Source organism: Pseudoalteromonas sp. S558, from assembly GCF_005886635.1.
Taxonomy (GTDB): Bacteria; Pseudomonadota; Gammaproteobacteria; order Enterobacterales; family Alteromonadaceae; genus Pseudoalteromonas; species Pseudoalteromonas aliena.
The window spans coordinates 15,992-38,937 of record NZ_PNDU01000140.1 but is presented as its reverse complement, the minus strand read 5'-3'; the positions used below and the strand labels follow the sequence as shown (position 1 = coordinate 38,937).

Genomic DNA, 22,946 nt, shown 5'->3' with positions numbered 1-22,946 from the left:
AACAAAAACGTAAATCGCCTCTAGGACGAACCCAAGGGCAGCACATGTTTGGCATTTATGCTGCGTTATCGCCTATTTATGGGGAACAACCACAACATAGGCTCTATCTTGTCTAAAAAACCAAACAGTCTGCTGCAAATTCAACCTCGAAAGATAAACAGGTCCTAGATCTAAAAATAAAAAACTCGACAGAGTCTGCCGAGCTTTTTTGGTTGGGGTTTTACTTTACTTAACTTTCAATAGGCGCTGGTTGGGCATCTACTAGTGGTGGCTTGCCACGCATTTTACGTACTAATCGTTTAGCATCTTCTAGTGCAACATACTGGCACGGTATAAGTATTAGTGTAATTACTGTGGCAAATAACACACCAAAAGCAAGTGATACAGCCATTGGGATAACAATTTTAGCTTGTAAACTCGTTTCAAAAATAATTGGCATTACACCAATAAAGGTAGTGATTGAGGTGAGTAATATCGCTCTAAAGCGACGAGCACCGGCTTGCATTACTGCATCTTTAATCGCAACACCTTCAGCGCGTGCTTTGTTTACAAAATCAACCATAACGAGGGAATCATTTACGACCACGCCCGCTACAGCAATAATGCCAAACATAGATAAGCTGCTCATAGTCATACCTAAAATCATATGTCCAAACATAGCGCCCACTACACCAAACGGAATAACCGACATTATAATAAGTGGCTGTGAGTAAGAGCGAAGCGGAATCGCTAACAAGGCAAATATAATCATCATTGATATACCAAAATCACGAAGCTGCTCTGAAGCGCTATCCATTTCTTCTTGAATGCGCCCAGCTACATCACTTGTAACGCCAGGGTAGCTTTTAAGTAATGTTGGTAAGTATTCATCACGAATTTCTTCTGCAATTGCAAATGGTTCGGCTTGGTCGGTATTTACCGCAGCCCATACGTTTACAGTACGTTTAGAGTTTTCGCGGCGAATACGGTTTACACCGTCAACCAACTTAACTTCAGCGACTTCACTTAGCGGTACTTCAGCGCCAGTAGGCGTAATAATACGCACACTTGCTATGTCACTTATTGAGTTACGTTCGTCTTCTGGATAGCGGATCATGACTTTAATTTCTTCGCCTTCACGCAATATTCGCTGCGCTTCTAAGCCGTAGTAACTAAAGCTAACTTGCGATGCGACATCAGCAAGCGTTAAACCCATGCTGTAAGCGAGTGGTTTTAAATCAAGTTGCACTTCGTCGGTAGCGCTTTGCATTGAGTCGTTTACGTCGCCAACGCCTTCCATTGTTTGTAATTTGGCTTTTAATTTACCGGCTACTTCTTTTAGTTCGTCAGCATTTTTGCCTTCAAGTTTAAAGCTAACGTCACCATCATCTCGACCGCCATTCATTATGCTGTCTTGAATAGTCATGGTTTTAATGCCAGGTAGAGCGGGCATTTGCTCGCGCCATAATGCGCTTAGGGCAAAGGTGTCGATAGGGCGTAAATCAGGCTCTACCAAAATGGCCATAATATTTGCTTGAGTTCGGCCACGTAGACTTACTGATAAATCGCGGATCATCGGTTTACCGTATTGCTCTTGTAGTTGCTGATCGACCTTTAATAACACGCTTTCTATTTTACGCGCTGTTTCAAGCGTTGCTTGCTCAGATGAAGCAAGGTTCATTTCGATATCAATACGCGGAAAGTCGTGCGGTATTTTAGGGTTTGGTACAAACTTAACTAAACCACCTGCAAACATACCTGCGCTTACAATAAGCAAACACATAAAGCCAACAATTACTGTATATCGGTAGTGAATGCAGCGACTAACAAAAGGAAGGTAATAGTTATTCACAAAGCCTTTTAAACCACTATCAATCACCATGCGTAAGCGATGTAATAGGTTTTTAGGGTTTGGTTTACGTGGGTTCATTGCTGCAATGTGGGCAGGTAAAATAAGTTTTGATTCAATGAGTGAAAAAATCAAACATAAAATGATTACGCCACCAATCGCTTTAGAAAAAGCAGCACCAGGGCCGGTTGCGAGTGTTTGCGGTAAAAATGCCGCAATGGTCGTTAGTACACCAAAGGTTGCTGGCATGGCAACACGTTTTACGCCGCGAACTACGTTATCAAGTGTATGGCCGTATTTTTCTATTTCGGCACTGGCAGATTCTCCGACAACAATGGCGTCATCAACAACAATCCCGAGTACCAGTATAAAGGCAAATAGCGAGGCTAGATTAATTGTTACATCTAAAAAGCCAATAGGCATAAACAAAAAGGCACCTAGAAAAGACACTGGTAAGCCCATCATGACCCAAAATGCTAAGCGTAACGGTAAAAATAGTGCCAGTACTATCATTACTAACAAGCCACCCCAAATCATGTTATCGACCATCATATCAAGTCGACCTTCAAGGTAGTAAGTTAAATCAACAATAGGGGAGAGCTTAATGCCTGCAGGTAAAAGTGGCTCTTTAGTTGCCATGTAGCTTTTAAGTACTTTTGCTACATCGGTAATGTCTTGATCTTTTGATGCATTTACTTCAAATGAGAGTGAATTCTTACCATTATATTTAGAATACTGCAGGCCTTCTTCAAAGCCATCATTAATGGTTGCTACATCGCCTAAATAAATTTGTGCGCCATCAGCAAGGGTAATAAGCGGCAGTTTTTCAAACTCAAAGCCACGGTAGGCTTGTTTTTCAACACGCATCGAAATATAACCGTTTTCAGAGCGTATTTGCCCCGCCGACATATTGGCTGAAAAGCTTTGCACAGCGCTTGAAATATCTCTAAATGTTAAGCCGTACTCGCGTAGTTTATCGGGGCTGACTTCTATACCAATTTCGTACTCTAAGCCGCCATTAAAATTAACTAGGTTAACGTGAGGTAGGGCTTGGAGTTCATCTTTTATATCGTTGCCAAGCTCTTTGAGCTGGTAATTACTCATATCGCCGTAAAGCGCAAGTATCATTACCTCTTGCTCAAACTTATCACGACGTACAACAGGACGCTCCATTCCCGCAGGAAAAGTGTTTATTGAATCAACCTGTACTTTAATTTCATCAAGTACTTCTTGTGGATTATATTGTTCTTCTATTTCTATCCAGGCTTGCGAAAAACCTCGGTTAGAATAGGTAATGAGGCGTTTAATACCTTCAAGACCTTCGAGGTTTTCCTCAACTTTTATCGTTATTCCTTCTTCAACCTCTTGCGGGGCAGCCCCCGGATAAACCGCTTGTACACTTATCCAGTTGCTTTCAAATTGTGGGAACATTTGTTTGCGAATGGTCATCGCCATTAAAAGACCGCCCACTAATATAAATATCATTAATAGGTTAGCTGCAACGGGATTACGGGCAAACCATGCTATTAACCCTGTTTCACGAGTGTTCATGGTTACTCCTCCTTAAGTGCAAGTTGAGTAATATCACTGTTATTAGGTGCTACGTCTTCAATTTTTACAGCCATACCTTCGGTTGGATATTCAAGCGCTGAAGTGACAATTTGCTCGCCATTTTTTAACCCTTGGCTGGCGATAATCATGCCGTTTTGTTCGCGTATAATATTTAGGGTTTTAAACGACAATGTTAAATCGTCATTTAAAATTACAATTTTATTATCTTTAACTAAATGGTGTGCAACAATAATCGCGTTATCAAGTGGGCGGCCTTCAATTGTCGCATTAATGTATGAACCAAAACGAAGAGGGCGTGTTTTATCGCCATACGGTGTGGCAAGTTGTGCTACTAGGTAGCTCATGCGGCTTTTTTGATCAACCACACCTTCGGTGCGAATTACTTTGGCTTGCCACATTGTTTGTTTGCCCGCGTATTCTGCGTTAAATGTAACGTTTGAACCGACACCACCATTTTCTAAATATTGCAGTTCTTGGTCGGCAACCGGTAGACGAACCTCTGCAACAGATGTCGCACTTAATGCGCCAAAACTATTACCTGGATTAACTACTGAACCCAAGCTAATCGTGCGCTCGTTAATAATCGCATCGTATGGGGCCTTAATATAAGTACGCTCAAGATTACGGCTAGCGCGTTTTACACTGGCTTGAGCTGAGCGATAGCGTGCTAGTTTTTCAGCTAATTGTGGTTTACGTAAATAAAGCTCTGAGGCTATTGCTTCGCTTGAATCTGACTTAATACGTTCCCATTCTGCTTTTGCTACATGCGCTTGCGCACGCTCTATTTCAAGTGCCGAACTTGCTTGCGCTAAACCCGCTTGCGCTTCAATAAAGTCAGCCTCATAATCATTTGCATCAATCCGTGCTAAAATATCGCCTTGCTTTACAAATGCACCTTCGACAAATTGATCTGATACCGAAATAACTTGTCCGCTTACTTGCGCTATTAACTCGGTACGGTCTTTTGGTTTTACTATGCCGTACGATTTAACATCGAGCGTGATAGAATCTAATAGTATGCTTTGGGTTGCCACTAAAGGGCGAATGTCTTGCTCAGGCTTTTCTTCGGGTGGCTTTTTCATAGCCATAAAAGCGATAGCTAATGCTATGCCACCTGCTAAAACTGCAATTGGGAGTATTATTTGTTTTTTAGTAGCCACAAGGCATTCCTCATTATTGGTGGTGACACAGTAATAATACGCAATAATGTGTTTATAAGGTGTTTTAAGATGTAACAAAGCATTACACATGTGCATTATAACTAAACGTGTGACTAATTACGTTCCTAAAAAGGAATTAAAGTAAGTGTGTTTTATTCAGAGGTAATTATGAAAACCGAATCGATGAGTTGCAGGCTAGGCTGCGGCGCATGTTGTATTGCGCCAAGTATTAGTTCGCCTATTCCAGGTATGCCAAATGGTAAAAAGGCCGGAGAGCGCTGTATTCAGCTGCGCGAACGTAATTTATGTAAGTTATTTGGTGATGAAAGTCGCCCAAAAGTATGTAGCGATTTTAGCGCCACGCTTGATGTGTGTGGGTCAACAAATGCACAAGCTCTAGCGCTTATTACCGAGCTCGAAGAGCTCACTTAGTGAGCTCTTGAAATACACATATATTTACACTTATCTATTACTGAGTATTTATTTTAAGTAATTAAAAGCTCCGCTTTTCACGTGAGCAAGCTCTACGTCTACCGCCAAAGCGTATGTTTGTGAGTGTTTTTGTAGACGTGAAGCTTGCTTACGTTACTGGCTACCAGCTATACGTTGCACTTAACGAGTATTGCTCCCCGCGTCCTGGTGTACCTGGGATCTCTTCAAACGATTCACCCCACAAGTTATCAGCCGCTAAAGTTATAAATAAGTTCTTCAGCATTGGCGGCGTAATTTTTAACGTTAAGTGAGTAAATAGAGCACCGTTGTCACTACCGCGCAGCGCATTTTCGTGCTGTTTGCGCCATTCGTTATCTATTCTAAATTCTAAAATATCAGTTGGGTTGTACACAGCGCCGAGTGTTAAACGGTGATCAGGAAAGTTTAATGCGTAAAAACTGGCATCAATATCGGCTACGCCGTAGTTTTCTGATTTATGTAAATAGGTGTAGCTTGCTATAAGTTTTGCTGTATCAAAGTGCTTAGTCGCTAAAAATTCAACCCCTGCAGTATCAATATCAACCGGGTTTGCAAAGCGCGCTGAGGTTGAATCAAAATTAAAGGTCCAGTCGGTTAAGTTATTATCTTTTCGATAAAAAATAGCCGAGTTTAACTGCCAGCTTTGTTCTTCAAGTAATAAACCTAGCTCCAAGTTTGAAGTGGTTTCGCGCTCAAGGTTGTAATTACTTCTAAATAATCCGCCAGAGTCGCTACCGCCAATGGCTGTGTAGCCTGCAACTTGACTCGCCTGCGCGTATGATAAGTAAAGGGTTTGCGCTGTGCCGTCACTATTTTGGGTGTTTAAGGTTATGTCACCAATAGCTGATACTTCAGCATCATCACGATTTGTATCGTCATAGGCTGCGCCTAAACGAAAGGTAAGCTGTTGGTTTTTTAGCGCTATTGTGTATTGGGGCAATATACTTAGCTTGTAATACTTTCGTGAGGTAAAGTTGTTTTCAAGTGTTGTTGATTCAATCGAGTCATCAATAAATTGTGCAGAGTAATTTATTGCCAGTGCATCGCTTTGTGCATGGCGACCCGAAAGTCCAAGCGATTTAACGTCGCTTTTATGAAAAGCTTCAAATGCACTTGGGTTTTCGCGCGAGTAAATATAGTGATCGTCATGGGTACGATAATAAGCAGATACTTCAAAGTTACTGTTATCAGCGTAGCTTTGCTTGTGATTAAGCATCCAAAGACGGGTTTCTAAATCTTCAGTTTCGTTAACGCCAAAAGGGGTGTACAAGTTAGGCCAGCCAAAAAACTTATCTTGCGAGCCAAAAAACAAATCTGTTTGGCTGTGCTCGCTAGCTAATTGCACGCGAGCTGAGGCGCGCGAAAAGTCATGATCGCCATTATCAATGGTTCCATTACTTTGCGAATGAGAATACTCACCTTCAAAGCCCAGAGTATAGTTAGCTAAACTATCAAGTTGTGTGTTTTTAGCAGCGTGAATACTTTGCAGATTAAAGTCGTTTGTACCAGTACCAAGGGATACACTACCGCCAGTAATAATCGGTTTCCAACCAAATGAAACCGTACCTACAGAGCTATTCATACCGTAAAGTGCGTTATCGGCACCGGTTAAAATATCCGGGCCGCTTAGCATTTGCGGTGCAATGGGGATTTCAGCAAAATAATGACCAGATTGCGGGTCAAGCAGGGTAGCGCTTCCTACTCTAAAACCGGTGTTTTCGAAAATACCGCCGCGTATAGTTACATCAGCTTGCGCCTCAGCCATATTACGCGATTGAAGGTCAACACGGGGGTCGTACTCTAAATTAGAAATAGGCGAGTCGAATGTACCTACTGGCAACTTATTTGCAGTGGGTGAGGCCTCAACGGTTATTTTCTCGATTGCCGACTCATCAGATAGCGTATTAGCATTAGCAAATGCAGTAACGCTGCATAATATTGCAGGTATTATAAGGTGTGGTGTGCGATTCATGTGTTTCTCGTCATTTTTTATTTGTAGCTGCGGTTACAATTAAATTCAAAGCTTATATTTGAGCATGATAAAATAACTAAATGTAACAGCAGTCATTTTGTGCGCGATTGTACATTAATTTGTTAATAACTGCATTTGATAACTATTTACACTTTATTTATTGGGTAACATTTATAATGGATACTAGAGAACAAAATATTATTTACTTTGCTGGTGGCTGCCTGTGGGGCGTACAAGAATTTTTAAAGTACTTACCAGGTGTAATAAGTACTGAAGCAGGGCGCGCTAATGGTACAAGTAAGACTACAGATGGCGACTACGATGGTTATGCTGAGTGTGTAAAGGTCATTTTTCACCCAAAAGTCGTTAGCCTAAATAGGCTATTTGACTACTTTTTTGAAATTATTGACCCATATAGCATTAATAAACAAGGGGATGACGTAGGCCCTAAATATCGCACTGCCATTTATAGTAAAAGCCAAGATCATTTAAAGATCGCTAGCAATTATATAAGCCAGCGAAGTGATGCCGATAAAATTGTGGTAGGGGTAGAGCTGCTAACTAACTACGTGCCAAGCGATCCTGAGCATCAAGACCGTTTAACTAATCATCCTGATGACTATTGCCATATACCCTTTGAGTTGTTGTACAAGTATAAAACGAGTTAATTAAAACTATTGTTTATTTTTTCTTTGAACTTTTTTGTTTAGCTTTTTCTCTTTTTTACGAGGGAACATATCTCTACTTAAATATGGTAGCACTAAAAAAAAGATCCCACCCCCTAAGTAAAAAAGAAGGTTAAAAAGATAAGAAAATGGAGAGGTCGATAAAAAATAAACATCAGATTCAACTCGATAATCTGTTGGTGTAAGAACATATCCGTCGTATATAGATTTTACTGCGATTATTATAAGTAATAACCCTAAAGCAAAAGAAAACAAAGAGAATGCTATTTGATTTAACAGCATTCTAGTATTACTAATATTAGCGTGTTTTATTTTTGGCTTCTTTTTTGTTTTTTGATTATTTGACCGTTTCATGCTTACCAAAAAAAGTAATAATTATAGCTATAATAATTCCAACAAAGCCTACGGTTGAGAAAACTAAACTATATTCACTGTTAATGCTGAAAATATTTAGCAGGCTAGTGATTAATAAAAGTAATATCCCAGCTGTTTTTAAAACTTCTTGCGTCTTGTTTAAACCAAACCATTCACGGCAAGAAGGACATTGCTTTTCAATAAAAATTCTTTTTTTATTTATATTTTTTATATCCTTACTATCAACCTTACTTTTACAGTTAGGGCACGCAACTTTCATTTTAATCCTTTAATTCGTTTTTATTTATTTCTCTTAATACCCTAAAGCCGATTTCGTATCCTCGAACATTTTTCGGGATACTCATTCTCTGTGAATGATGTACATGTGGTTGTGGCATGAGCCAGCTTGCTCCTTTTGCAATTATCTGAGTACAAGCACCAGAATCATTTGCAGCAGTAGTGCCAGCTACATTGTTATGATTATCAACATAACAGTCTTCCACCCATTCAGATACATTAGAGGTAACGTCGTATAATCCAAAGGGGTTTGGCTTTAAAATACCTACTTGCCAAGGGTGCCCTAAATCAGAGCCTTTTGGGCAACCACCTAAGTCTCTATCGCAGTGGTCAATGCCTTGTCTATACTCATTACCCCACCAAAACTTACTATTTGTTCCAGCTCGAGCTGCGTATTCCCATTCAACTTCGCTAGGCAAACGATATATGTTACTCGTTTCTGTGCTTAGCCACTTTGTGTAAGCAACAGCATCAAACCAAGATATATTTACCACAGGTTGCTTACCGCGGCCCCAGCTTTCGTCGCTAGGGCATGACCTAATTCCGGTTTTACAAAACTGATCATATTGTGCAAAGGTAATCTCGGTTTCACTTAGTGCATAGCTTTCTTTTATTGTCGCTTTAAAAATAGGGGCTTCATCTTGAAACGAGCGAAAATTTTCACCGCCTATGGTCCCTGTACCTGGCGGTATTACTACCATTTTAGGTGATAGTTCACCGCTTTTAAGCTTATCTTGTATGTAACTGATTTTATGATTAGAGAGTTTAAAACTAGGCCAGCTAATATTAAAAAAGCCGATACAGAACCCAATCAAAACGACAATAACAATGAAATATTTAATTTTTAATCTAGGTAACATATATCACTCTGAAGTTATGCCAATAATATAGCTTGCTGAATTTCTGATTTTATTATGTAAGCCATTTACGCTTCCGTACATCGTAGCAGCTGTTCCTGCTCCAGTAGCTAATGAAGCTTTGGTTAGAAATGCCTTGTAAAAAGAGCTTCTTATTAATCTCTGAACCTGTGCCTGGGTGTATACTTTAGTTGCTTTGGTACCGTCATCTAAAAGAGTTTGACCTCTCAAAACTTTCTTCAGGAGTTTTTGATTATTAATTAACTTTTTGTTATTGAGCTTTAAAATTTCAACAGCAAGCTTTTTACGATTTTCGCGTGTCATTCCTTTGTACATTTTTAATAACTTATTCTGTCCTAACGCTTTATTTTGATTAAATTTAACGAGGAAGGAGCCGGCTTCCAAACCAGCTTTAGTTAAATCGGCAACTTGAATAACATCTAATGTAACCATCAAAGTTGAAAAAGTAGGAGATGCATCAAGCCATTGATTATACTCTGCATTACCACTTAAATGATTAAATACACGGCCGATTCCAACACCACACTGAAAAGTAGCAGCGGTAGTCGATGTCAATGTTAATGGAATTGCAGCCCATGTAGCGCCAAAGCTTGCAGCTCCGCCCCCCATTTCGGCGAACACTAATACCCAACCAGAGCCAGCTCCAACACATGAGATGCCAGCACCTATAGATTCATCGTATAGTGAAGAGTTGATTTTATCTATTCTTTTAACGGCCTTCATTTGCTTAGGGAATATATATTCGCGAATATAAATATTTTTCCTATCTGCTCTGCAACTTACTCTTAAAACTTTACTATTGTAATGGCTACTTGGATTTAAAAGCAAACTACCAGGGTTTACTGAGAGTTTTGCAATACTATCTTTCTCGGCCTCGAAAATAACACCAGCGTGTCTAAATTCTGGATCCGAGTCTAAAGAAGCGCACATTTCACGCAGCACTTCCTTAGGAAATAGGTTTTGAATTTTAAGTGCGAAGGTAGGGTCTAATGACATATTATTTATTCCTTTAAATATTTGTCCCTAGTTTAGCATAACCCTCGTTATATTTAAATTTTGCTTTTAAATATTTTTCCAAATTAACAGTGATACGCTACTAAAACAAAATATTATTTCTCACTCATAAAAAAAACTCACATATTGTGAGCTTTTTAAAAACTAATTTTAACTTACTGCTGCTTTTGCGGCGGGAAGTTACTTAAAATTTCGCTGACTGTTTTATTAATTGATGCTTCACGTTGTTCTGGCGATTGATTTTTCTTTAATCGACCTTCTTTTGCGCCGCGCCATACTAGCTGGTTTGACTCACGATCTACAATATCAATAATCAGTGTACCCACTTCGTATTCACGCGCGGTTGTATCGCGCTCAAATCCAGTGCCCCAGTAACCCCAGTTGTGGCGGTAACCTACGTTAAAGGTATCTATTTCAAGCTCTTTATCTACCGATGCATGATAGTTAACAAGTACATCAGCTTGCGCTGCATCAACTAAACTCATACCTAGTGTTTGGCTCAATTCTGCGTTAACGGCAGTGCGAACACGCTTTTCCATTAGGCCATTAATTTGATAGTTATTTGTGTCTTTAGTTAGGCTAGCGTTTTCTACCCAAGCAAATGTTTTAAAATTACTAAAGTTAGCTGATTTATCGTAATCCCAATCTGGGGTTTGTGTACAGGCTGTAAGAAGTGCTAGCGCTGCAACAATAAGTATATTTTTCATTACGTTTGCTCCAATAAAATGCATTAATTTAAAATAACACACATAGTTTAAATGTGTATTATTTAAACGTCCTAAATATTAGTCTAATTGTTAGGGCTGAACGACTAATTAACCTATGTTAATTAGTCTCAATTCATTAGCTAATGTTCAACTTCAATCCAATCTTTTTCATCTACCCAGTTTTGTGCACCGTCTTTTACCGAGCGAATAGGCACAATGTAGTCACAACTTATTTGTGGCTTAACTGAGGCAAATATAGGCACAAAACCAAAGCTTAGTGCGGTTTCTATAATTGCCTTTTGATTTTGTGGGTCAATGTCGGCCGCTTCATCTATGTAGATAGGTATACGGTATAAGTTTTGTTCTTGGTCACTCAATAAGTAACGAATAAACAACATGCCACACAATAACTTAATAGTAATTCGTGTGCCGTTTGAACCCGCAGAATCTATTTTTTCAAAGTGCTCTGTTTCACCTGCACGGTTAACTACTTCAAATCGAATATCAAATAAATCGGTAAGTGTTAAACCCGCTTTATCTGAGGCGAGTTTAATTAAGTGATCTTTCGCTTCGTTTACCGCGCTTTCGCTGTAGGGTTCTTGGCTAAGTAAATCAAGGGTGTCACCTTGATCAAACTGATGCGACGTACTGATAATTGTATCGATACTCTCAACCAGCATTTTGCGCGGTATGACGTTAATTTTAAATGCTTGCAGGTTTGAAATACGGTGCTGGCTTATGCCTTTATTAAAGCTGTTCATTTCGCGGCGAAGTCGGTCTAAATCTTCCCGCAAGCCTTTTATAGTTGCGGCCACTTCGGTAAGCGCAACGCGTGCTTGGCGTTCAACAGCGTCGCGTTCGTTATCAATATTATGAAAGGCGCTTATTAGCTTTTGGTATTTAGTATATTCGTCGTTTTCGTTGTCGAATTTAGTTATACCTGCGTTATATACATGCAAATAGGTATTACGCACGTTTATGTCAAAATTACGCAGCTCTTGGCAGTCTTTATTAAAGTGATGTACTAGGTCGCTTAAGTTATCAAAGTCGATTGTAATATCAATCATATACGGGGTTACTTTCCCGCTGTATAAATCAAGCGTGTGGTCAATTCGCTCGCTCTTAACTTGGCGTAAGCGCTCAGTTTGGCGATTAATTTGCTCTTGTTTCGATTTAATTAACGAGCGGCGATCGGCAATTGAACCACTATTTTTTTGAATATCTTGTAGGTAGTCGTCAACTTGTTCGCGCTCTGCTAACAATTGCTCTTTTAGCATGGCTTGCGCTTCAACCGACTGCTGCATTACATCAAACTGTTCTAAGCGTTTTAGGGCGCTCTCTGCACTCATAAGCTCATCGTACAACGCGTCTTTTTCTTTTTGCTTGTCGGCAACGTTTGCTGCAACATCGCGTTGTTGCTTAAACTCTTTAAGTGAATGCTCAAGTGCGCTCAGCTGAGCGGTTAATTGCTCTTTGTTTTCGCCGCTTTGCATTTGTACAGGGGAGAGCTTTTTAAGTTTAATGCTCGCGCCTGGTAGCGTTAATACGCCGCCTTTAACGTTTTCACTTAACAGCGATAAAAATTCCCCAAACGCGTCTTCGTCATCAATGGTTATATCGCCATTAGTGGTGGTCGCAAATGAGAGAATATCAGGGTTTAAAATGCGCGATATTTCCTCTACTTCTTTTAACGAGAGGTCTTCGCGCATACGGGTAAACAAATTAAACTCAAGGTTTTTAAGTTGCAGCTTTAGGCTCTTAATTTGTTTTTGTGTTTCGCTAATGCGGTAGTCAAGCGTGTGTAGGCTTTGCCCTTGTGCGCTAGTTATAGAGTGCGAAAGCGACTCGTAATCTTGCTTTAACTGAATCAGGCTGGTTTTAAGCGTGGCTTTATTTACAAGTTCAAACTCGCTTTTAAGCGCATCGTAATCTAAAAACCACTGCTCAATTTGAGTTTGTCTGCGCTCTATATCGCGCGATTGCTGTACGTATAGGCTTTGTTTTTGCTCAAACTCGTGTTTTTCGTGCTCTATATCTTCAAGGGCTATGGCAAGCTCAGAGAGTTGCGACTCTTGATAGGTATCAAAATCAATCAGTGCTTGGTCAATTTTAGGCGCGTACGCCGCTAATTTACCTTTAAGCACTGTTTGGTTTTCAAGCATTGATTCAAGTGCAGCTATTGGCTCTTGCATTGACTCAAGGGCTTTTAATTCGCGTTTTGAGCGGTTTACTTTATCAAACGAGCGACGCCATACTTCATAAAAGTCGACTTTAGAGTTCGACATATGGCGTTCAAACACGCGTAGCATAAAGCGTTTTACGTCGCTTGCGCCTAATTTGTGTAAGTTAAGAATACGTCTAAATATTTCTTTATAAATAGAGGAGTCTTGCACATTATTAAGCGGGATCATTTTTAGGTTAATGTCGCCATCAAAAGGCGTTGCGCCGCCAGTAAGTAGCGCGTTGAGCTCTTGTGCTTTAAGCTCGATAGGGTTGTAGTTAAGCGATTTTAAATGGTTGAACAGCTTGGTAAATTTAATAATAGTTTTACCTTGCGTGTACTGCTCTAAATCAAGCTTTCCTTGATAGCAAAAGTACTGATGCGCGTAACCGGCAATTTTACCAAGTCCTGCCACGCCAATCACTACCGAGCCATGAGGCAAGTTCGCTTCGAGTAAAATGTACGACTGATCGGATGAAAAATAAAACTTACGGGTTTCATCTAAATCGTGTCCGTCCCATTCTGTTAAGCGCAAATCGTTAATAAGCGGGAACTGCAGGGCGTTAATAACCGAGCTTTTACCTGTGTTATTGGGCGCGCAAATAGAGCTGCTTTTATCAAGCGGGATCACACATTTTGCATAGCCTGCGGTGTTAAGTAGGGCGAGTTTACTTAGTCCGTATAGATTTTTCATTCCTCGTCCTCTGTAATGTAAGTTTCTTCGTTTACTTCCATGAGTGCATCTATATAGCGGTGAATTGGCGCTTGTAGCATAAAGCCGCCTTCTACTTCACGGGCTAAACCTAAGCGCACCATGCGCAGGTATACGTCTTTACGCAAATCAGATCCCGAAAATATCTCAAGCTGATCAAATAAATGTTTGTTAATTTGTACCAGCGTTTGCATAAGCTCTAAATCGTTTACGTCGTCAAACAATGCGCGCATTGGGTCTTTACCCGTATTGGCGTAGTGCTCAATTAAAATGTAAATGGTGAGCGCGATAGCACGAGATATTTTGCCCATGTTTGGTGTGCTTTCGTCGCTACCAAAATAATAAAAACCACGGCTGTCGCGTTTTAAATCGTTACCTAGGGCGGTAAATAGGGCGGTGTAGTCTTCTATGTGTTGGTCAAGCTCTTGCCACATTATGTTGTCTTGCTCGCAAATGTGGTAACCCGCTACTAATTTTTTATTAATGGCTTGTAGATGGGTTAGCTCGTCTAAGTTTATGTGTGTCATGGTTTATTTACCTGCCTTTGGATCTGGCTGAGGCTCTGAATTAAATGGATATAAAGAAAAGTGCTGACCGGCAATTTTTACGCGGGCTTTTTCATCGCTTTGAATTATTTTAATATCGCTGTCGCTGACTAATTTTTGATACAAAAATAGCATTTCGTCTGCATCGAGATTTGGGTAGCTTTCGTCTAAAAATTGCAGCAAGGGCTGAGGCTTTTTGCGTTTTTTATTAAAGCGCTTAGCAAAGCTGGTTTTAACATCGTTGTAGTCAGGAATATTAGGCGTAACAAATGCAGGCACGTCTTGTTGATCTGGCAATTGGTATTCTTCGTGTTCAAATTCAACCAAGCTTGCCATGTAAGCCACAATATGACGTTGCTGACCAAGTGAATATCGCTGCGCGTCGCTCACAAAATGTGGCTGCACCGCACTTAGCATGTTGTCTACGCCATTTTTGCGCACAAGCCCAAGTACTTTGGCTGCTTGGCGAGTAATTAAGTTATTACGGCGTAGCTCCTCACGCAGCGGCATAAGCATATCGGCACTTTTACGTAAGCTTTCTCGGCCCATTAAATGCATTTCGAGTATACGGGTACGTAATTGCTCCAGCATTCGTTTGTCGTTATACGCTTTACCTGAGCGCTCAATGTGCAGTATTTGCTTACTTATTTGCTCTTCAATGAGGGTAAAACACGCATGAAATTCACCACGAATATCAACCATTTCAAGCATTGGCTCTATGTATTCGTCAAAGGCTTCTATTACCGCTTTGTAACGTTTTTGCAGCGATTGCACTGCATTATTTGATTTAGCTTGTTCAACAATGTTTAAAATTGCATTTTCGTTGTGCGTATAGAGCTTCATTATTTTACGCACCCGATCATCCATAATACGGCTGTAGCGGCGTAAATCGTCAAAGTCTTCTATTTCGCCAGCGTTATCTAGGCGGTTACCTAAACGAGCTAGGTCTTCGACTAATACGCTAATTTCTTGCGCTAAGCCTAAATGTTCTTCTTGCAGTAAAAAAGTAGCAAAATCGGCAATGGCGCGATTTATTTCAAGTTGAGAAGATTTAGCCAGTGGAATTAAAATATCTTGGTTCAATAAACGATTTGTTTCTTTGTAAATGCGCTCGTTTGACCATGTAGGCTGCTTTTGCTTAATCGCGTTTTGTACGTCTTTTAGGCTAAAGTCAGCCATTTTAAAACGTTTAAATAACAGCTCTAATACACCCCAATGTTCGGTTAAGGTATTAAGTAGCTTTTTTGCTGGGATCATAAGGCGTTACTACATCCTAGTATTTTATTATTGAGTATCGAGTTTATACTCATTATTACGTGTTTTTAATTAACCTTGTCTGTATATAGTATTCGTTTTTAAGACCATTTAATAATAGTTTTTGCACGGCGGCAGTGCTAAAATCCGCGCCGAAAACAGACACATGCGAAAGGTTCTGTTTTGCGTGTTCTTTAAAACTATATCAAAGGTTGTTTATCTACCATGGTTTCCTCGACTATTCTAACCCTGATAGCGATTGCATTTTTGCTCATCGTTATAGAAGATATAATCCATGTCAACAAAGCTAAAACTACATTATTTTTTGGTACGCTTTGCTGGATTCTTCTTTTTATCTACCCTCTTCACGGACAAAGCTCCGATTCAGTTCAACACCTCCTTAACGAAAATATTTTAGAAATTGCCTCATTATGGCTATTTTTAATGGCTGCAATGACCTTTGTCGCGTATTTAAATTCAAAGGGGTTTATAGAAAATATTGTTCATCGTGTTATGCCAAAAAGCATTAGCGAGAGAAAGTTAATGTTTTTGGTAGGTGGCTTTGCGTTTTTGTTTTCGTCGATTTCAGATAATGTAACGGCTACGCTTATCTCTTTAGCCGTTGTAATGTCGTTAAAACTTGAACCTAAAAAACTCATTAAATATGCCACGCTTATCGTGTTTGGGGTTAACTCAGGTGGGGTATCGCTAATAACAGGCGACGTAACCACACTGATGATATTTTTAGATGGCAAAGTAACCATAGGTCATTTACTACTACTTATCGCGCCAGCACTTGCAAGTGTTATGCTACTAGCTGCGCTATTGTCTATCGGTATGAAAGGGCGTGTTGAGTTTGCCGGTGCGGGTAAAACCCGAATAGAAAAAACCGACATTACCATTGCTGTTATATTTTTATCTACCGTAGTGAGCACACTTACCCTGAGTGTAATTTACAGCGTACCGCCTTTACTTACCTTTTTGTTTGGCTTATCAGTGATGTTTTTAGTAGCGCAATTTTTAATGCGCAAAAAAGACATTAACAAAGACATAATCGACTTTGTTCGCGATATAGAATACGACACATTGTTATTTTTTGTTGGTGTACTGCTGCTTGTTGGCGCACTAAAAGAAATTGGTATGCTAAGTAAATTTACCGATCTATACACGGTAATGGCCCCCGAGTACGCAAACTACTTAATGGGCATATTATCAGCAGGGGTCGATAACGTACCGCTTACTGCTGCTTTATTAAAAGCCGATATAGTAATGAGCCAACAACACTGGTTGTCGTTTACTTATGCAACGGGCGTGGGCGGTTCAATGCTGATCATTGGCTCGGCTGCGGGCATTATTGCCATGAGCAAAGTTAAAGCGCTTACCTTTATGAGCTACTTGCGTTTATCACTGCATTTATTAATTTGTTACACGGTTGGATATGCGGGCTCGTATTATATGGGCAGTTTTATTTAACTCATAAATTATTAAATGCTTGACAGCTAGACGTCTAAACGATAACTTTCAAAGCCCCGCTACTTAGTGGGGTTTTGTTTTATTAGCCACTGGTTAATAAAACATTCAGAAGAGGTGCGATACTTAGGTACTTAATGGTAGGCGACGAGAGCCGATGATCATTAAGAAGGGAAGTACTCGCCGAGAAAAATAATGATACGTCGTCATTGTTTTTCGGTTTATGGGGCTGAATCCTCAAAACTGTCACCAATATAGGTGGAGAGCTTCTGGCAGTGGACTTATCTTCAAGCATTCCTTTGCCAAGTTCTTCTTGTTTTATTGCGATTTGGATATCGCGAAAGGAGACTAAATGACTACCCAATCAGCGCCACAAACAGTGCCTCAAACAGAGTTAAGCGCAAAATCAGATTACATCGTTGCCAAATTTGGCGGAACCAGTGTTGCAAACTTTGAAGCGATGAGTCGCTGTAGCGAAATTATTGTTGCAGATAAAAGCGTACGTATTGTTACCGTGAGCGCCAGTGCCGGCGTAACTAACCACTTAGTTGCACTGTGTAAATCAAGTATTACCTCAAGTGAGCGCCAAGAGCACATAAACAGCGTGCTTGCTATTCAACAAACTATTTTAGATGAATTATCGCTAGATGCCGATTTAGCGGTTGGCTTTAACGAAACCCTAAAAGCATTTCAAACATTAGCTCAAGAGTCACTAACAACCGATCAACAACACGACGAGCTCCTTAGCTTTGGTGAGCGTTTGTCGTCGTATTTGTTTGCTCAGGTGCTTCGTTCACAAGGTTTAAACGCAGATCGCTTTGATGTGCGCAAGGTGCTTAAAACCGATAGCCAATTTGGTAAAGCAACGCCCAATGTTGCAGCCACAGCGCAAGCCGCTAAAGAATATTTAATTCCATTATTAGACGCTCAAGTAATTGTGACTCAGGGCTTTATTGGCAGTGACGAATACGGTCAAACCACAACGCTTGGGCGTGGTGGTTCTGATTACAGCGCTGCATTATTGGCTGAAGCAATTAATGCTAAAAGCGTGCATATTTGGACTGACGTTGTGGGTATTTTTAGCACCGATCCGCGTTTGTGCGCAAAAGCGACACCAATTGCACGCTTAAGCTTTGACGAAGCCGCTGAAATGGCGACCTTTGGTGCAAAAGTATTGCACCCCGCAACTATTTTACCCGCAAGCCGTAGTCACATTAACGTATTTGTTGGTTCGAGCCGCGAGCCAGAACGTGGTGGTACATGGATTGAGCGCGAAAAGTCGCAACAACCAGGTATACGCGCAGTAACACAACGCAAAAATCAAATATTGCTTACCCTTAAAAGCCCAGAAATGCTCCTAGCAAGCGGCTTTTTAGCCCGCGTATTTACGCTATTAAGCGAATACAATATATCGGTAGATTTGGTTACCACCTCAGAAATCAGCGTAGCTATAACCCTTGATAACGCGCAAAACGCCTCGCGCCCAGAGCTTGATCAAGAATGCCTAGATAAGCTTGCAGAGTTTTGCCATGTGTCGGTAGAAAATAACCTAACATTGGTGGCACTTATTGGCTCTGAGATTCAATTACGCCAACACGAAATGAACTTAATGAGTGTACTAAAAGACTTTAATATTCGATTAATTTGTCACGGTGCGAGTAAACACAACTTGTGCTTTTTAGTAGAGCAAACTGAGTCAGATAACGTAGTGCAATCTATTCATAGCCGTTTATTAGAAAATGATTTTGCTGCGTAAGTAACGGTTATTCAGGAAAATTACCTAGTAACATCAGTTAATAAAGAAACTTAACAAAATTAATTAACAAAGTCACTTAATAAAAAGCATCGCCAGTCGATGCTTTTTTTATGCACCACACTTACATCAAAACAAACATTGCTCTCACTACTATTAGTTACCGCAACGCGATTGCTGCTAGCACTCAGCTTTGCACTATTTAACTCGTCAAACACATTAGGGCTAAGTAGCTTTGCAATGGGGCGGCTGGTGGCCTTAGCAAGTGACTCTTTTAATGTCCAAATTCTGAAAAATGTATCTGCTTGGGCTTGGGTATTAGTGGGCTTGGTGATAAGTGTAATTTCATCATTATGATAAAAATGCTTGGCGAGTTTTTCAAATGGGCGCTTTAAGCTTACTTTTTCAACATCAAAACCAAATTCACTTTTATCAAGGTTAAGCGCGACCCCAACTAAACCATGCGAATGCGAAATACAGGTATTAATAACATCATCACCCACGTGTATTTTCAGTTTTGAGCTTGTCTCGTCAAATTCTGTACTCATTTTATTAAGCGCTACGAGCACATATTGCGGCTGCGTTATTTTAATAAGGTGTTTTAACAATAACCGCGTAGCTAAATACTCTTGCTTAGCTTGCGGGCTTTTTCTACGGTTTATAACTGATAACTCAAATGAGCTTAAGCAATCAGGCAAATTAAAGTCACTAAGCTCAAGTGTTTTAGCATTAAAGAGTAAAATACTGTGATTAGCTAACGGTAACTTTGCCAATTGAGTTGAGGTAATGCTTAATGTGTTTTCAAAATAATGTGTGGTCATAAATGCTTAAAGTGGGTGAGCCGCTGTAATTATGAGCGGTTAACAGTGCTTATTTATACAACGAGCAATTTTATTACTCAGCTGGCATGAAATATGGTTTAATTCACAATAATCAAAATAATAACAGATTTGTAGATGTATGGCACAAGTGCGTGATGGGTTTCAAAGCCGACTTGGTTTTGTTTTAGCGGCTGCTGGCGCAGCAGTCGGTTTAGGTAATATTTGGGGTTTTCCTACGCAAGCTGCCAATCATGGTGGCGGCGCATTTTTACTGGTTTATTTTATTGTCATATTTTTACTTGCACTCCCTGCGCTGTATACCGAACTGTATTTAGGGCATAGCGCGCAAGCTAATCCTGTAAGAGCGTTGGGCGATGCATGGCAAAACACTAATCGCAAAGTCGGTGCAGCAGCAGGGTATATTGGCCTTGCCGGCGCAGTTGTTATGCTTAGTTTTTACTCAATAGTAGCAGGGTGGATGCTTTCGTACGCTATTGAGCCCATAACCACTTTTTTTGGTTTTACAGGCGCTAGCGAGTTTTTACATGGTGACTCAGTGCTGCGTAATTTTGTGTTTACGCCGCTTATGCTTATTTTAACCGCCAGTATTATTTTAAAAGGTGTTAAATCGGGAATCGAAATCTGGTCGCGCCGTTTAATGCCGCTGTTACTTGTGCTGCTTGTTGGTTTAATTGCCTACATTGCAACACTCGATGGCGCAAGCGAAGGCTTTGCTGCGTATTTAATTCCTGATTTTAGCCAAATATTCGACCCCAACTTAATTATTGCGGCAATGGGACAAGCGTTCTTTTCGCTCTCACTAGGTGTTGGGTGCATGATGATTTATGGCTCGTATTTACAGCCAGATGCTAATTTACCAAAGCTCACAGCCGGTGTTGCCTTACTCGATACAAGTGTGGCGTTTTTAGCTGGGTTACTTATTATTCCTGCTATTTACGTGGCGCAGCACAATGGTGTTGAAGTATTTAACGATGGTAAACTGATTGGCGAAGGACAACTTATTTTTGCTATTTTACCGCAGCTATTCAGTGCGATGGGCGAGATTGGCTTATTAGTGGGCTTATTATTCTTTGTATTAATGTCGATAGCATCAGTTACGTCAACTATTTCAACCACCGAAATTCCGGTAGCATTTTTAGTCGAAAATCACAGCGTTAGCCGCAGCAAAGCTACATGGGCAGTGAGCGCCGTTGTGCTTGTGTGTGCAAGTGCGATTATATTAAATTTTGACTGGTTATTTGGCTTGGTAATTATGCTATTTACTCAATACCAATTGCCGCTTATGGGCTTGTTTTACTTTATTACAGTAGGGTGGATGTGGCAGCGTGGCAATAAATTACACCAAGCAACAACGGGTGTACATTATTGGTTTGCTCAATATATACGTTTTGCTTGCCCAATATTAATGACCTTGGTATTTGCAAACGTTGCGTTTGGCTAGTTTTATTTAAGCCCTAAAAATAGATTAATAAAGCGAAGTGAGTTTAAAACGCACTTCGCTTTTTTGTGCTTGTTATTTAGGTACAGCTAAGAACTTTATAAAACCTCATTAGTTAGAGGCCTACCCTCACTTACTTCAAGCGCGTTAAGTAGGGTTATGTTTGCTATTTCGGTGAGTGCTTCTTGCGTAAAAAAGCCCTGATGACCTGTTATTAAAACATTTTTAAAACTCACTAAGCGCGAGAATATATCGTCTTGGTTTATTTCGTCGCTGTGATTTTTAAAAAACAGCTCTGATTCTTGCTCGTAAACATCGAGCCCTAAATAACCTAGCTTTTTAGTTTTTAGCGCATTAATACACGCTTTGCTATTTAGTAATGCGCCGCGTGAGGTGTTAATGAGCATAACGCCGGATTTCATTTTATTAAATGCTTCATCATTTATTAAATGGTGAGTTTGATCCGTCAGTGGGCAATGCAGTGAGATAATGTCGCTTTGAGTTAGCAGCGAATCTAAATCGGTAATGGTGTAATTGCCAGGTTGCGCGCAGGGATCGCACACTAAAACGTTTGCACCAAAGCCATTTAAGATATTACAAAGTGCAAGGCCAATTTTGCCGCAGCCAACAATACCCACTGTTTTATTGTGCAAATTAAAACCAAGCAATCCGTTTAAATCAAAGTTGTCTTCGCGTACGCGGTTATACGCTTTATGCGTTTTACGGCTAAGTGTTAGCATGAGCGCGATACAATGCTCGGCAACAGCTTCGGGGCTGTATGCTGGCACGCGCAATACCTTTAAGTAATGTGCTTTTGCTATTGGTAAATCAACATTATTAAAGCCAGCACAGCGCAGCAAAATAGTATTTATGCCTAAGTTTGCCAACTGCTCAATAACAGCGGCGTTTACGCAGTCGTTAACAAATACGCATATGGCATCAAAGCCTTTTGCTAAAATAGCCGTTTGCTCGCTCAGTGCTTGCTCAAAATACGTTATTTTTATAGCGCTATGAGCGCGTGTACTTTGTTCAAAAAAAGGCAGTTCGTACTTTTGAGTACTAAAAAAAGCAATATTCATGGTAATAGCTCCAGCGCTTAAGAAGGATCATAGTAACATTAAACTACTTTACAAAAATGTGCCTAATTAACTCTGTTGGTATTAAGCCTTAAGCGAAGTGAATAAAGGAATTGAAGCGGATGGTTTTTTTTCATTTTTTGCTGCGCTTAATTTCCCTGCTTGATGTAAATTACTTTCGATGACTTGCTTGAGCGTTTCTGGCTTGGTGCGGGGTGCGTAACGTGCTACAAGTTGTCCTTGCGAGTTAATTAAAAACTTAGTGAAGTTCCATTTAACAGCACGGTTTTGTGAAATACCGCGCGTATGCGATTTCAAATAATTAAACAACGGATGGGTTTCAGGTCCGTTTACCATAACCTTACCAAATATTTCAAACGATACATCAAATTGTGCTTGATAAAAGTCTTTAATCGCCAAGTTATCAAGGGGCTCATTTTGACCAAATTGATTGCATGGAAATGCCAATACGGTAAATCCGCTGCTTTTATATTGTTGATACAGCCTTTCAAGCGCACTTAATTGCACTGAAAAATTACATTTACTTGCTGTATTCACAATAAGGATGGTTTTTCCCTGTAGCTGGCTAAGAGAAAAATTTTCGCTGTTGTAAAGTGGTGCATTGAATTGATAAATACTGTCCATAGGTTACCTGCTTACCTTTCCAATCAAGGAAATTTTATAAAGACTTTCATT

19 protein-coding genes and 1 riboswitch are annotated in these 22,946 nt (G+C 40.1%); of the genes, 5 read left to right on the top strand and 14 right to left on the bottom strand.

What is annotated here, in order from left to right:
- Positions 1–229: 229 nt before the first annotated feature.
- Positions 230–3,379, bottom strand: coding sequence for an efflux RND transporter permease subunit (locus CWB66_RS11230; RefSeq protein WP_138585445.1), 3,150 nt, complete (start codon positions 3,377–3,379; stop codon positions 230–232).
- A gap of 2 nt (positions 3,380–3,381) precedes the next feature.
- Positions 3,382–4,560 (bottom strand): efflux RND transporter periplasmic adaptor subunit, encoded by a 1,179-nt coding sequence (locus CWB66_RS11225; RefSeq protein WP_138585444.1) that lies wholly within the window; start codon positions 4,558–4,560, stop codon positions 3,382–3,384.
- A 168-nt stretch (positions 4,561–4,728) separates the two neighbouring features.
- Between CWB66_RS11225 and CWB66_RS11220 the strand changes: the two genes are divergently transcribed.
- A complete protein-coding gene (locus tag CWB66_RS11220; protein WP_138585443.1) occupies positions 4,729–4,992 on the top strand; it encodes a YkgJ family cysteine cluster protein in 264 nt (87 codons plus the stop codon).
- Positions 4,993–5,152: 160 nt separating this feature from the next.
- On the opposite strand, the gene CWB66_RS11215 is transcribed toward CWB66_RS11220, so the two are convergent.
- Positions 5,153–7,003: a TonB-dependent receptor plug domain-containing protein gene (locus CWB66_RS11215; protein ID WP_138585442.1), complete on the bottom strand. Its 1,851-nt coding sequence runs from the start codon at positions 7,001–7,003 to the stop codon at positions 5,153–5,155.
- A 176-nt stretch (positions 7,004–7,179) separates the two neighbouring features.
- Here CWB66_RS11215 and CWB66_RS11210 point away from each other — a divergent pair, with 176 nt between their 5' ends.
- Complete coding sequence (locus tag CWB66_RS11210) at positions 7,180–7,671, top strand: peptide-methionine (S)-S-oxide reductase (RefSeq protein ID WP_138585441.1); 492 nt, start codon at positions 7,180–7,182, stop codon at positions 7,669–7,671.
- Positions 7,672–7,677: 6 nt separating this feature from the next.
- On the opposite strand, the gene CWB66_RS11205 is transcribed toward CWB66_RS11210, so the two are convergent.
- From CWB66_RS11205 to CWB66_RS11170, 8 genes are all read right to left on the bottom strand, one after another.
- The gene (locus CWB66_RS11205; protein WP_077538161.1) at positions 7,678–8,043 is read right to left on the bottom strand and encodes a hypothetical protein; all 366 of its coding nucleotides are present in this window, start codon (positions 8,041–8,043) and stop codon (positions 7,678–7,680) included.
- Positions 8,027–8,323, bottom strand: coding sequence for a hypothetical protein (locus CWB66_RS11200; RefSeq protein ID WP_077538160.1), 297 nt, complete (start codon positions 8,321–8,323; stop codon positions 8,027–8,029). The genes CWB66_RS11205 and CWB66_RS11200 overlap by 17 nt, the downstream gene beginning before the upstream one ends.
- Position 8,324: 1 nt before the next feature.
- On the bottom strand, positions 8,325–9,200 hold the full coding sequence (locus tag CWB66_RS11195) for a formylglycine-generating enzyme family protein (protein ID WP_077538159.1): 876 nt from the start codon (positions 9,198–9,200) through the stop codon (positions 8,325–8,327).
- A gap of 3 nt (positions 9,201–9,203) precedes the next feature.
- On the bottom strand, positions 9,204–10,214 hold the full coding sequence (locus tag CWB66_RS11190; RefSeq protein ID WP_077538158.1) for a hypothetical protein: 1,011 nt from the start codon (positions 10,212–10,214) through the stop codon (positions 9,204–9,206).
- 173 nt (positions 10,215–10,387) lie between these two features.
- Positions 10,388–10,939: a DUF4136 domain-containing protein gene (locus CWB66_RS11185; RefSeq protein ID WP_077539042.1), complete on the bottom strand. Its 552-nt coding sequence runs from the start codon at positions 10,937–10,939 to the stop codon at positions 10,388–10,390.
- A 140-nt stretch (positions 10,940–11,079) separates the two neighbouring features.
- On the bottom strand, positions 11,080–13,854 hold the full coding sequence (locus CWB66_RS11180; RefSeq protein WP_138585440.1) for an Mks condensin complex protein MksF: 2,775 nt from the start codon (positions 13,852–13,854) through the stop codon (positions 11,080–11,082).
- Entirely contained in the window at positions 13,851–14,399 is a 549-nt protein-coding gene (locus CWB66_RS11175) for a condensin complex protein MksE (RefSeq protein ID WP_138585439.1), read from the bottom strand. Before CWB66_RS11175 ends, CWB66_RS11180 begins: the two co-directional genes overlap by 4 nt.
- Positions 14,400–14,402: 3 nt before the next feature.
- Complete coding sequence (locus CWB66_RS11170) at positions 14,403–15,674, bottom strand: MksB family condensin complex protein (RefSeq protein WP_138585438.1); 1,272 nt, start codon at positions 15,672–15,674, stop codon at positions 14,403–14,405.
- A 222-nt stretch (positions 15,675–15,896) separates the two neighbouring features.
- Between CWB66_RS11170 and nhaD the strand changes: the two genes are divergently transcribed.
- The gene (gene nhaD, locus CWB66_RS11165; protein WP_033015201.1) at positions 15,897–17,144 is read left to right on the top strand and encodes a sodium:proton antiporter NhaD; all 1,248 of its coding nucleotides are present in this window, start codon (positions 15,897–15,899) and stop codon (positions 17,142–17,144) included.
- 101 nt (positions 17,145–17,245) lie between these two features.
- Positions 17,246–17,418: riboswitch (Lysine riboswitch) on the top strand.
- A 75-nt stretch (positions 17,419–17,493) separates the two neighbouring features.
- Positions 17,494–18,897 carry a lysine-sensitive aspartokinase 3 gene (gene lysC, locus CWB66_RS11160; protein ID WP_138585437.1) on the top strand — a complete coding sequence of 468 codons (1,404 nt, stop codon included), beginning with the start codon at positions 17,494–17,496 and terminating at the stop codon, positions 18,895–18,897.
- 59 nt (positions 18,898–18,956) lie between these two features.
- On the opposite strand, the gene CWB66_RS11155 is transcribed toward lysC, so the two are convergent.
- Positions 18,957–19,715, bottom strand: a complete 759-nt coding sequence (locus tag CWB66_RS11155; RefSeq protein ID WP_138585436.1) for a 4'-phosphopantetheinyl transferase family protein — start codon at positions 19,713–19,715, stop codon at positions 18,957–18,959.
- 139 nt (positions 19,716–19,854) lie between these two features.
- Between CWB66_RS11155 and CWB66_RS11150 the strand changes: the two genes are divergently transcribed.
- Positions 19,855–21,177: a sodium-dependent transporter gene (locus CWB66_RS11150; protein WP_138585435.1), complete on the top strand. Its 1,323-nt coding sequence runs from the start codon at positions 19,855–19,857 to the stop codon at positions 21,175–21,177.
- Between the two features lie 95 nt (positions 21,178–21,272).
- Here CWB66_RS11150 and CWB66_RS11145 read toward each other — a convergent pair whose 3' ends face one another.
- Together CWB66_RS11145 and CWB66_RS11140 are read right to left on the bottom strand one after the other, a co-directional pair.
- A complete protein-coding gene (locus CWB66_RS11145; RefSeq protein WP_138585434.1) occupies positions 21,273–22,253 on the bottom strand; it encodes a 2-hydroxyacid dehydrogenase in 981 nt (326 codons plus the stop codon).
- Positions 22,254–22,334: 81 nt separating this feature from the next.
- Positions 22,335–22,895 (bottom strand): glutathione peroxidase, encoded by a 561-nt coding sequence (locus CWB66_RS11140; protein ID WP_138585433.1) that lies wholly within the window; start codon positions 22,893–22,895, stop codon positions 22,335–22,337.
- Between the last annotated feature and the right edge of the window lie 51 nt (positions 22,896–22,946).